The following is an 11,860-nucleotide window of genomic DNA, read 5'->3' on the forward strand; positions in this document are numbered from 1 at the left end:
GGGACTCGACTGGCAATTCTGTCGAAATCGAGGTCCTGGTTTGAAACATCGAGGTCGATTCAACACGATGGATGAGACACTCCCACAGTACTGCTTCTGGAAAAGTAAGGATGACGCGTGCTCACACTGAAAGAGGTTTCCCTGCGCAAGGGAAAGCGAACTTATCTCGACGAGGTGAGTTTCACCGCGCAGGCAGGCCGGATCACCGCAATCGTCGGAACCCGTTCGGCCGGCCGGACCGAGCTGGTTCGCGTCATCATGGGGCTGATCTCGCCCGATGAGGGCACCGTCAAGCTCGAGGACTTCGAGCTCGACTTCGGCGATCGTCAGAACTTCGGCTATCTGCCCGCCGAACGCGGCGGCTACCCGAATATGCGCGTGATCGATCAGATCGTCTACCTGGCGCGTCTGCACGGCATCACGCTGGGGGCGGCCGAGCGCAATGCGCTGACTCTGCTCTCGCGCCTCGAACTCGCCGATCGCGGTTACGCACCGCTGAAGAACCTCAGCGGCACCGAGATCGCCCGCGTCGACATCGCAGCGACTCTGGCCGCCGACCCCGATGTCGTCGTCATCGACGACGCCTTCTCCGGGCTCGACGCACAGTCGACCGAGCTCGTGATGTCGCTGCTGCGCGCCCATGCAGCCTCCGGGGTGCCCGTCATTCTGGCGACCGACAATTGGGAGGCCGCTCAGGCCCATGCCGACGACGTGGTCGTCCTCAATCAGGGCCGGACCAGCGTGTCCGGCAGTGTGCAGGAGCTGCGCTCGGACGTGATGTACCGAGTGAAGGTCAGCGACGCCGAGGCGGCTGCGAAGACAGTGGAGAAGCGCGCGGGCATCAGCGACGTCGCAGTTCTCGATTCGGAGGACAGCGTGATCAGCTTCCGTGCCGCCGATGCGGGCTCTGCCGCGCAGACCGTGGCAGCGCTGAATGGTGTGAAGAGTTTTGAGAGTGTTCGCCCGACATTGGCCGAGCAGTACAAGGAGGCTTTGTGATGGCAGGCAAGGACGAAAGCCCAGACGGAGACTCCCCGGAGGAGCCGCTGGTGTCGAAGGGCACCGCAGGCGAGGGCATCGATGATCTGGGCGTTCCCATCGGCGATGACGTCACAGCGACCGATGACGATGCAGACGCGAAGAGCTCCGCGGCCTCATCCGCCAAGAGCGGCGAGTCCAGCAAGAGCGGCGAGTCCAGCAAGGGCGGCGAGTCCAGCAAGGGCGGTCAGTCTGCTGCGGGTGCAACGTCTGCCGATGACGAAGCGGATGGCGCCGACGCAGACGATGCGACCGAGGGGCTCGACGAGGTTCCATTCGAGCTTGCCGAGGACAATCCCTCATCCGAGGAGCTTCCCGAGACTGGTCTGGTCTCCGAGTTCGTCGACGTGAATAAGCGTCAAGCTGCGTGGCTGGTGTCGAATCGCGAGAGCTCGACCGCCCTGCGCAGTCCTTTCTTCCTGGTCACCGGTGCCGTCATCGTGCTCGGAATTATCGCCGCGATCATCTCCGGCGCTGTCGCGGGATCAGATTCGAAGTCGGGCACTCCGAGCATGGCCATGGTCGGAGTGGGCCAGCAGGCCGCCATGTACGAGCAGCAGCTCGGCGTGAAGATCACCGACGCGAAGGACGCCCAGGCCGCAGAGAAGCTGGTGCGCGAGGGCAAGGTCGATGCGGCCTTCATTCAGGACCCCACCGGACAGGCGCAGCCGACGATCATCGCTTTGGACGAACAGCCCGAGGTGCTGCTGGAGAAGCTGGCGCCGAAGACTGAGGCGACACTGCTGAATGAGCCGGCAGTCGGCGACGAGGTCGCCACTCCGCTGCTGTGGGGCATGGCCGTGTTCGCACTGCTCGTCGTGACTACGCTCGGCGCAGCGCTCTACCAGAACCTGCGTCTGGAGAAGCGCAACCGGATCACTGAGATCATCGCGGCCACGATCCCTCCTCGCGCCTCGGCGTCGGGTCGGATCACGGGCATGATCTCGCTGACAACAGTGCACCTGGTCGTCGCGATCGTCGTGGCCGAGCTTGGACTCTCCATCACCGGCAAGACGTCATTGGCATTCGCCATGCTGCCCGGCCTGGGCTGGTTCGCACTGACCCTGCTGTTCACGGCCTGGACCATCTACGCGCTCCTCGTGTGGGCGTCGACCGTGACCGGCAGCAAGGCACGCAAGACCTTCGTCTCGATCATCGGCGTCATCACAGTGGGCGGCTTCATCGCTCCTGTGATCGTGGGTGCAACGGGAACCGTCGCCAAGGTGCTGTCGTGGACTCCGTTCACTTCGCCGCTGGGCATTGCCGGACGCTTCTTCGGGAGCTCACCCGAGTGGTGGGAAGGCCTGGTCGCCGCTGCCATTACCGCGGTCGTGGCACTCATCGTCCACTCGATGGCCAGCAGTGCCTACGTCCGCGCGGTACTCACCGGCGGCGGACGCGGCGGCAAGACAGTGAAGATGAGCAAGCGTGCGAAAAAGGTCTCCGTCGGCTCAGCCAGTGAAAAGAAGGCTGGTGCCAAGGGAGCGGCTGCGGACTCGGACTCCAAGGACAAAGGCGATTCGGACGGCGCGAGTGATTCCGACGCGGACGCTTCGGACGATTCGGACTCCGACGATGCGGACGCTGACGCCACCTCGGCGAAGGCAGCGAAGTCCGAGGAGTCGGCGGATGAAACCGATGCGGACTCCGATGGCGTCTCGGCGGATGAAACCGATGACAAGAAGTGACTGAAGACAGCGCGCCGCAGTCGAACGCGCCACAGGTGGGGGTCGGTCCGTGGACCGGCCCCTGGCCTGTGTCTGAGCACTTCGATCCCGAGCTGTTGGCAGACGGCGATCGGCGCAATGTCGTCGACAAGTATCGCTACTGGAAACTCGACGCGATCATTGCCGACCTCGACGCATCGCGACACGAATTCCACGTCGGCGTGGAGAACTGGCAGCACGACCTCAACATCGGTTCGGTGGTGAGGACAGCTAATGCCTTCAACGCCGCCGCTGTGCACATCGTGGGCAGAAGGCGGTGGAACAGGCGTGGGGCGATGGTCACCGACCGGTACCAGCACATCATTCACCACCCGAGCATCGACGACCTCCTGCAGTGGTGCACCGACAACTCAGTGCCCCTGATCGGAATCGACAACTTTCCTGACTCGGTGCCGTTGGAGACCTATGACCTGCCGCGAAACAGCCTGCTGCTGTTCGGGCAGGAGGGTCCTGGACTCAGCGAGGAGGCGCACGAGGCGAGCACTGCAGTGCTCTCGATCGCGCAGTACGGTTCGACCCGGTCGATGAATGCGGCCGCAGCGGCAGCGATCACCATGCACTCCTGGATCCGTCGCCACATCTACGACCAGCCGGTGGGCTGAGGGGCTCTGAGCGGCGGCTGTGGCTGCCGCAGCCGCAGCCGCCGCGGCAGCCACAGGCGCTGCAGCTGCCGCTGTGGCGGTCACCTGTCAGCTGCGGTCGAAACAGTCGGTAAGCGGTGGTCGAAGTCCGTGCCGCTGGCGACCACGAGTTACCGACTGTTCCCAACGGTTGGCACACAGAACTTCGACGAGAGCACAGAGAGGGCGGTCCGTGTCGATCCCAATGCTGGAAACGACGCGGACCGCCCTGTGCTCTACGCTGTGAGCTCGATTCTGTTCGGCTGCCCCAGAACCCGGCGGAGGGGTAGCCTCAATCGCGATACTGTTTGACCGCCTCAGTTCAGGTCGGCGGCGTTCGGCTCGATGAGACCGCCGATCTCTGCGAGTTCGGCAGTCAGCGAATCAGCATCGTCGAAGGTGCGTGAGATGACGGTCAGCCGCTTCGCGTAGTGGCCGATCGGGTATTCCATCGTCATGCCGATGCCGCCGTGCATCTGAATCGACTCCTGGCTGATGTTGCGTGCCGATGCGTCGATGATGATCTTGGCGGCGATGACGTCCCGGTGACGATCCTTTTCAGAGCCGGCTTCCTCGTTGGTGACCGCGAGACGCGAGAACAGTGCCATGCTACGGGCGTACTCGAGGTCCGCGTAGAGGTCGGCCGCACGGTGCTGCAGAGCCTGGTTCGCGCCGATTGGGGCACCGAACTGCTCGCGGGTCTTGAGGTACTCGGCGGTCATGGTCATCGAGGCCTCCATGACACCGACAGCTTCGGCCATGATGGCGGCGTTGGCAGTGTCGATGATCTCGGCGACGACGGCATGTGCGTCGGCGGCGCCGAGGGGCTGTGCCGGTGCGTTGTCGAACTTCACGCTCGCGCTGCCCTGGCCGTCTGCCTGGCGGTGAGCGACGCGGCTGACACCCGTCGCTGATGCTGCGACCAGGAACAGTCCCAGAGTGCCGTTCTCGGTTGCGGTGACGATGAAGTGGTCGGCGACGTCGCCGCCGTGCACGCCGTTCTTCTCACCGCTGATGGTGAAGGAGCCGTCAGCGCCCGCCGAGGCGGTGGTGGACGGGGTGTCGATTGCGTAGCGCAGGCCGGGTTCGAGGGCGGCGAATGCGAGGAATGTCTGTCCCTCGGCGACTGCGGGCAGGATTTCCTGCTTCTGCTCTTCGGTGCCGGCCGCGGCGATCGCATTGGCTCCGAGTACGGCCGTGGCCAGGAACGGTTCGAGCACGAGACTGCGACCGAAGGCTTCCAAGACCACGGCAACCTCGGCGAAGGTCATCCCGGCCCCGCCGTAGTTCTCGTCGATAGCGAGACCGAGGAGGCCCATCTCTGCGAACTGTTCCCATTTTTCACGGGAGATGCCCTCGTCGCTTGCCAGGATGGCCTCACGTGCCTGGGCGTCGTATTCGGTGCGCAGGTACTTGTTCAAAGTGCTGGCGAGTTCTTGCTGAATGTCGTTGAGTTCAAGATCCATTGTTGTCCTCTTCTTAAGTGTCCTGGGTTTGGGGAACCTCAGAGACCAAGCAGTGCCTTCGAGATGATTCCGCGCTGCACCTCGGACGAACCGCCGTAGATGGTGACCTTGCGGGTATTGAAATACGCGGGGAGGGCGTCGACGGCGCCGAGCGGAAGATCAGACAGGCCCTCGCCCTGGACGCGGTCGGCGACGAAGTCGAGACCCTGCGGGCCGAGGACGTCGACGAGCAGTTCGCTGATGTCCTCCTGCAGCTGCGAGCCCTTGAGCTTGAGCACAGAAGAGCGCGGATCCGGCTTGTCCGAACCAGCCGCCTGAGTCGAAAGGATCCGCAGCTGAGTCATCTCGAGAGCAGTGAGCTCAGCTTCGATCCGGGTCAGGCGCGCGGAGAACAGCGGATCGTCGAGCAGAGTGCCACGTGCTGTCTTCGTCACCGCAGCGTAGGCCTTGGCGCGTGCGAGGTTGACCTTCGAGCCGCCGATGCGGGCGATGCCGGTGCGCTCGTTGCCGAGCAGGAACTTCGCGTAGGTCCAGCCCTTGTTCTCTTCACCGACGAGGTTCTCAACGGGGACCTCGACGTTGTCGAAGAAGACCTCGTTGACCTCGTGACCGCCGTCGATGAGCTGAATCGGGCGAACCGTGACTCCGGGGGTCTTCATGTCGATGAGCAGGAAGGAGATGCCGGCCTGCTTCTTCACGTTCGGGTCGGTGCGGACGAGGTTGAACATCCAGTCGCCGTACTGGCCCAGGGTCGTCCAGGTCTTCTGCCCGTTGACGATGTACTTGTCCCCATCGCGGACCGCGGACGTTTTCAGCGATGCGAGGTCGGAGCCGGCATCTGGTTCGGAGAAGCCCTGCGACCACCAGATGTCGATGTTGGCAGTGGCCGGAAGGAAGCGCTCCTTGATCTCCTGGCTGCCGAAGGTGGCGATGACCGGGCCGACCATCGAGACGTTGAAGGGCAGCGGCTGGGGTACGCAGGCCAGCTGCATCTCTTCGAGCCAGATGTGGCGCTGCACAGGAGTCCAGTCCTGACCGCCCCATTCGACGGGCCAGTCCGGGACGGCATATCCGTGCTGATTGAGGATCCGCTGGGACGTGACCATGTCGTCCTTGGTCAGCTCCTGACCGGTCGCGACCTTGAAGCGCAGCTCCTCGGGGATCTCCGTGCGATAGAACTGACGCATCTGCTGCGCGAACTCGCGCTCCTCTGCATTCAGCAAGGTGTCCATGAAAACTCCTGATTGATCGTTCGGTAACTTTACTCAATAGTACGTTTCGGTGTTCAGGCTCACAAGTGGGGAGTGGGAATCGGCGGTCCCCTGCGGGCGAGCGGGAAGCGGAAGGATACCGGCAAGTGGTGTTGAGTGCTTCGTCTGCGTCGAAATAAATCAGTGCGGATTCTCGTCTGATGCAGTAAAGTATGACAGTTATAGTAGGAGTTTTCATCTAATCGGCGCTGCTCTTGGCACTCGGCGCCGAACGACATCCACTCAAACGGAATGCGGGCCGACCGGCACCGAAGGCGCTGGCCGATGTTCACGGGAGACTCGAAGCTGAGGTAATCCCGTCGCTGACCGCGCAGTGGGTTGCAAGCGGTACAAAGAAGGCTGAGCAGATGTCCACTGCTGTTCGATCGGTCCAACATCAGATTCTCGGGTACACCGACGAAGTGACGGCCGTGGTCAAATCCCTGACAGACCCGGATGGTTGCGGTGCGCTGATCATCGGTGCTGCCGGTATCGGGAAGACCACGATGATGAACACGGCCCTGGCACGCCTCGACAAGGAGACTCCTGTTCTGCGCTTCCGCGGTTCGGAGACCCTGCGTGACCGGGATCTGGGAATCCTCGAGATACTCCTCTCCCAGTCCGGGAGCGCAACCACCGTGGGCGCGGGCGCCGCACTGTCGGCGATCGGCAGGGCACTGAGCATGCGATATTCAGACTCGGTCCCCATCGTGCTCATCGACAATGCGAATCTTGTCGATGCCACCTCACTGTCGGTGCTGACTCAACTCGCTGTGGCAGGACGGACCAAACTTCTCATCGCGGCGGAGTCGATTCGACCGCCCATCGACCTCGCCACAAGTCTCTGGCTCTCCGGCGGCCTCATCCGGGTCGACCTCAGCGGTCTTGATGAGGCCACTGTGGCCGCGTTGGCCGAGACCTCCGGTTCGCGTCCGTTCGAAGAGCGGTCGGTGACCCGTCTGCATGCACAGACCGGAGGAAATCCGCTTCTGCTCAGCCATGTCCTCTTCAATCACGATCACCTGCGCACCACGGACCGTATTCTGTGGAACATCGATCCGGAGCTGCGCCCCGTGCTCGAAATGGTTGCGATGACCGGAGCGGTCCACTATGAGACTCTCCTGCAGCTCTGTTCAGCCGATGGGCTCGATTCCCTGGTCGATGCCGGGATCATCAGAATGTCCCGGGGCCGGCACGCCGCAGTGAAGATCGTCGAGCCGGTGATCGCGGCCGCGCTGAAGTCACAGGTCAGACCCTCCCATTCACTGTCCCTGTGGAAGGGACTGAGCGACGTCGTCGATATCGATTCGATGGACGGGCCTGCCCTGTTCGGGTACTTGTCTTGGGGGTTGAGTTTGGGCTTCGATCAGCCAGCCGACAAGATCCTCGCCGCCGTGGCCTGGGCCAATCGGGAAGGCAACTATTCCGGTGCGGCCGAACTCGCCGACTGCTCGCGCGAACACTCTGATGAACTGCTCCTCGAAACCGTTCGTGCACAACAGGGAAGCGGCAACATCAGAGCGGCGCGCAGGGCGTTTGACAGCATTCTCGATCGTGTTGAGCAGAGATGGACGGAGATGAGCCCGGAGCTCCTCTCCCGAGCGGCAACGATGGACATGCGCCTGACCGACCCGCGTGAGCCGGATAGACTCCGCATCGGCTGGCTGCGCGAACATCTCGACGCCTCCTCCGACCGTGGCAGATTCGATGTCACAATTGCCCGGTTCGACCTGAAGGGAGGGCGATTCGCCGAGGCCATCGAACGTGCCGAACGTGTCTACCGCGACCATTCGTGTCTGACCCGTCACCGACTCCGTGCCTGCGCCGTGCTCGGAACGGCCTCGGTCCTCACCGGCAATGTTGAGACCGGGCTGAAATTCATCGAGCAGGCGGAGCTGATGTTCGGCCTGCCAGGAATGACGAGTCTCGAACGTGAAGATTCGGCCCCTCAGTTCTTCATCGCCAGATACACCGCCGGTGACTGGGACAGGGCCCGAGCAGCGCTGAGCTGGACGGAGGCGAGAACGTGGAAGAACGTCAGCCCGATGCTGTCCGGGTTCGTCGGAGCCCTCATCGACCTGCGCACCGGCCACCCGGCCCGAGCGCTGGCCGTGTTGGAGAAGATCACGACGACCCGCGAAGACATCGGTTATGTGGGCATCAACGCGGCAATGGACTTCGCGCGCGCACTGTTGGGAGATGCCGTCCCCAAGGAGTCGCCAAGGCGCAGCAGCCAACCGCCGGTCGGTGACGACTATTCGTACTGGGTGGAGTTCGAGTCCTCGCTGTTCCAGCTGCAGACCCTGGCGTTGACGAAGCCGGATGAGGCTGCCGATCGCCTGTACACTCTCGGCGTTACGGCACGTTCGACCGGCGCCGCGACGTTGGCCGCTTCGGCTTGGCTGGAGGCAACATGCCTCGGTCATCGAGCGGCCCTTGTCGAACTCGGAGGAGCGGCTGCGGAGATCGATGGACGACCGGGACGTCTGGCCGGCATTGTCGCAGCTGCGATGACCGACGGATCACCGTCGGCTCTCATCGAGGCGGGCAGAGGTGCCTCAGAGTACGGCGCCGTCGTCCTCTGCTCCGCTCTTGCGAAACTGGCTCAGTCCCGCGCCGTCGATGCTCACGATCAGCAGGCGGCCAAAGACGCCCGCATCCTCATCGGCAACAGCCTGCGGGCGATCAGATTCAGCGCCTCGGGTCCACGACTGCCGGCGGTCCTGTCCGATCTCGAACGGCAACTCGTCGACGGGATCATGGCCGGTCGCAGCAGTCAGGAACTCGGTGCCATGCAGCATCTGTCGGCACGGACGATCGAATGGCATCTCAGCAGGATCTATCGCCGCCTGCACGTGGCCAATCGACGCGAACTGCGCGAGGTGATCGCCTCATGGGAGGACCGTCCATGAGCCACACCGGCGAAGCCATCGTCTTCGGGCGCACCCGCGAGGTCCAAACGATGGAGAACTCGTTGTTGGACTCTTCCTCCGGAGGAATCCTCATCGAAGGTGAAGGAGGCGTGGGAAAGACCTTCCTTGCCTCGCTCCTCCACCGTCGCCGAGGTGGGACAGACCTCTGGCTGCGAGGGAACCGAATATTCAGGTCGGTCGACTTCGGGGCGCTCGGACTGTTCGTGGACCTCGATAAGGACCCGGGCGATCTGCTCTACCGCGTCGTTTCGGTGCTGACAGGAGACCGACCCACCCCCGTGATCTTTGTCGACGATGCCCACGACCTCGACCGTCGGAGCCTCGGCGTGCTCTCGCAGCTGGCCAATGATGGTGATATCAAGATCGTGGCGACACATCGACGCGACTCGACCAGTCGTGAGCATCCGTTCGAGGATCTCGTCGCGGACCACATTCTCGACCACATCGAACTCAGCCCGCTCGATTCCGACTCCTATGCGGAGATGGTTGAGCACCGCCTCGGCGGGATCGTCTCACGTGGGGTTCTCGACATCGTCGAATTCCATTCGGGCAGAGTGCCGGGAAAGATGGTCGAACTCCTCGGCTATACGAATCGGACCGAGAGGTTCTACGACCGACAAGGGGTCTGGGTCCTCGACGGCCGCGATGTCGACTACGACGAACGTGCACGCGACGTCACGCGCATCGATCTTGAAGAGTACCCGGCGCGGACGCGGGACGCTCTTGAACTCGTCGTCCTCGCTGGGGAAGTCGATGTTGAAGTCATGCTCACTGCGGGCCTGGGAGAAGCAGCCGATGCTCTTGCGGCCGCCGGGGAGATCCTGCTCGAAAACCGGGGTCGACGCGTGTACGTGGCTGTGGAGAACCATAAGTCCGAGACGATTCGGTACACGATTCCTGACGGCCGGAGCCGGCAGATGTATGACTTCGTTCTCACCAGCAGTGCGTCGCCCCCGTCCGAATGGGCGCGCATGCTGCGGATGGACTGGGCGCTGGGCTGCGGAGCCGCAACAGAGGTCCAGGACCTCATCGACGCCGCACGCGTGGCGGCACGGATCGGTGAATGGCAGAGGGCGCTGCGAATGCTCATCGAAGTGCCGACCGATCAGATGGAGGCACATGAGCTCTGCGATCTCGGACGTCTCTATTGTGAGGTGAATCAGGCGGCTCTCGGCTTTGATGTGCTTGCGCAAGCTGTGCAGAAGGCCTGCTGTGCCGACGTCATCGTCGAAGCGTTCGTCGTCTGGGTCTACCGGGATTTCGACCACAGCTCTCCGACCTTGACCCTCGACAGGTTCCGTGACGCGCTTGATCATGTCGAAGCTCTTGAAACGAAGGTGCTTCTGCACGGCGGCATCGACCGCGACTCCGACTGTCGCGTGGAAGCAGGCTGCAACGGGCTCGATGTGCACACCGCTCGTGACGTCATCGACCGCCTGGGCACTCGTCCGCTGCTTGTGGGCGCGGCCGATCAGCAATTCCTGACTCGAACTCTCCGCGATGAGCGACTGCCCGATTCCCTGCGCGTGCTTCTGACTGTTGCACTGGTTGACCGGCAGATCGAGATGGGCCGCAATGCGGATGCCCTTGATCTGCTTGACCACGAGTCCGGCCGCAACTACTTCGTGGGGACCGGGTCGATGATCTTGTCCATGGTCCGAGCCAGTGCGCTGACCAATGCCGGCGACACGGAGCGGGCCAAGCGGATTCTGAACGAGTTGCCGAGTAAGGACATCGCATACCTCACCGCTCGCAGCGGCCCCAGCGACCTGGTCTGGAACCGTGTCCACACGCAGGACGGAGCATTGCCTGAGGCGACCCGTTCATCCCACGCAGCCGTCGAAGGACTCGAACACTGGAACCAGACGGTATTTCTCGCGCTGGCAATCGCAGAGGCCGCATACGTGTCCATCGTGGGCGGCAACGTCGACGTCGCTGCGAACTACGAGGCCCGATTCGATGCGCTGCCGACTCGCGGTCCCTACATCGAGTACCGCCGTTCGGTGATCATGATCCATGTCGCGAAGGGACTGCGCACCGGCGCGACCGTGTGGGTCGAGAAGCTTCGACAGCTGCTCGCCGAGGCGATGAACGATGACTTGTTCGGGCTCGCCGCGCTCATCAGGTTCATGCTGTTCAGACACTTCGAGGTGATCGAACCCGAGGAGATGTGCCTGCTGGCCGAGTGCGGAACCGGGGACCTGTTCCGGCTTCTCGGTCAACTGGGAATAGCGCTGCGTGACAAAGACAGTGCGGCTCTGCTCGAGATCGCAGCGACCCGAGACCGGAGTCTCCCGGACCTGGTCGCGCTGTGCCGCACGCTGGCTTCTCGACTCATTGACGGGGCGGAGCCCCGGACGGGCAGAGGCAGTGACGGCAGACTTACACTCACCGTTCGAGAACGCCAGATCAGCAGGCTCATCATCTCCGGCAGCACGAATTCGGAGATCGCGGCGGAACTCGGCGTCCGGGTGAGGACCGTCGAGGGGCACACCTACAGGCTGTTCCAGAAGCTGGGAGTCACTCGACGCGAGCAAGTCGCTGAAGCTCTCGAGGAGCTGCGAGCCGACCGCAACCCGATCGTCCCTGTCTCGCGCCCCACCCGAGCGGACAGAAACGACGGTGCGAGCGAATCTGAGCAGTCCCAAAAGTAGCGTCGCTGCAGGCGGCGATTTCGGGGGCCGCGCTGCCCGCGACGGCCGGACGAACCATATCTGGTCCTTGCGTCTGAGCAGGTGGAAAGCGGATCGAGTACCGGTCCTGCACGCGGATGAGGCTCTCTGGAGCACTGAGTAGCGGCAGTCCCGTAATGACCCTGTGATGACT

7 protein-coding genes are annotated in these 11,860 nt (G+C 63.1%); 5 read left to right on the forward strand and 2 right to left on the reverse strand.

All coding sequences use genetic code 11. The annotated features are described in order from the left end of the window. Positions 1-117: 117 nt before the first annotated feature. Genes BLT92_RS11475 through BLT92_RS11485 form a run of 3 tightly spaced genes read left to right on the forward strand, consistent with a single transcriptional unit; the run spans position 118 to position 3,367 of the window. Positions 118-999 (forward strand): ABC transporter ATP-binding protein, encoded by an 882-nt coding sequence (locus tag BLT92_RS11475; protein ID WP_092105772.1) that lies wholly within the window; start codon positions 118-120, stop codon positions 997-999. After that, entirely contained in the window at positions 999-2,726 is a 1,728-nt protein-coding gene (locus BLT92_RS11480; protein ID WP_231938786.1) for an ABC transporter permease, read from the forward strand. Before BLT92_RS11475 ends, BLT92_RS11480 begins: the two co-directional genes overlap by 1 nt. After that, on the forward strand, positions 2,723-3,367 hold the full coding sequence (locus tag BLT92_RS11485; protein ID WP_092105774.1) for a TrmH family RNA methyltransferase: 645 nt from the start codon (positions 2,723-2,725) through the stop codon (positions 3,365-3,367). Before BLT92_RS11480 ends, BLT92_RS11485 begins: the two co-directional genes overlap by 4 nt. A 335-nt stretch (positions 3,368-3,702) precedes the next feature. Here the strand turns inward: BLT92_RS11485 and BLT92_RS11490 are convergent, their stop codons facing one another. After that, positions 3,703-4,851, reverse strand: a complete 1,149-nt coding sequence (locus BLT92_RS11490) for an acyl-CoA dehydrogenase family protein (RefSeq protein WP_092105776.1) — start codon at positions 4,849-4,851, stop codon at positions 3,703-3,705. Between the two features lie 38 nt (positions 4,852-4,889). Then, positions 4,890-6,083: an acyl-CoA dehydrogenase family protein gene (locus tag BLT92_RS11495; RefSeq protein WP_092105778.1), complete on the reverse strand. Its 1,194-nt coding sequence runs from the start codon at positions 6,081-6,083 to the stop codon at positions 4,890-4,892. A 386-nt stretch (positions 6,084-6,469) separates the two neighbouring features. Between BLT92_RS11495 and BLT92_RS11500 the strand changes: the two genes are divergently transcribed. Then, positions 6,470-9,013, forward strand: coding sequence for a LuxR C-terminal-related transcriptional regulator (locus BLT92_RS11500; protein WP_092109196.1), 2,544 nt, complete (start codon positions 6,470-6,472; stop codon positions 9,011-9,013). Beyond that, the gene (locus BLT92_RS11505; protein WP_157691421.1) at positions 9,010-11,688 is read left to right on the forward strand and encodes a helix-turn-helix transcriptional regulator; all 2,679 of its coding nucleotides are present in this window, start codon (positions 9,010-9,012) and stop codon (positions 11,686-11,688) included. The genes BLT92_RS11500 and BLT92_RS11505 overlap by 4 nt, the downstream gene beginning before the upstream one ends. The last annotated feature ends 172 nt before the right edge of the window (positions 11,689-11,860 follow it).

The organism is Brevibacterium picturae, from assembly GCF_900105045.1.
Lineage (GTDB): Bacteria > Actinomycetota > Actinomycetes > Actinomycetales > Brevibacteriaceae > Brevibacterium > Brevibacterium picturae.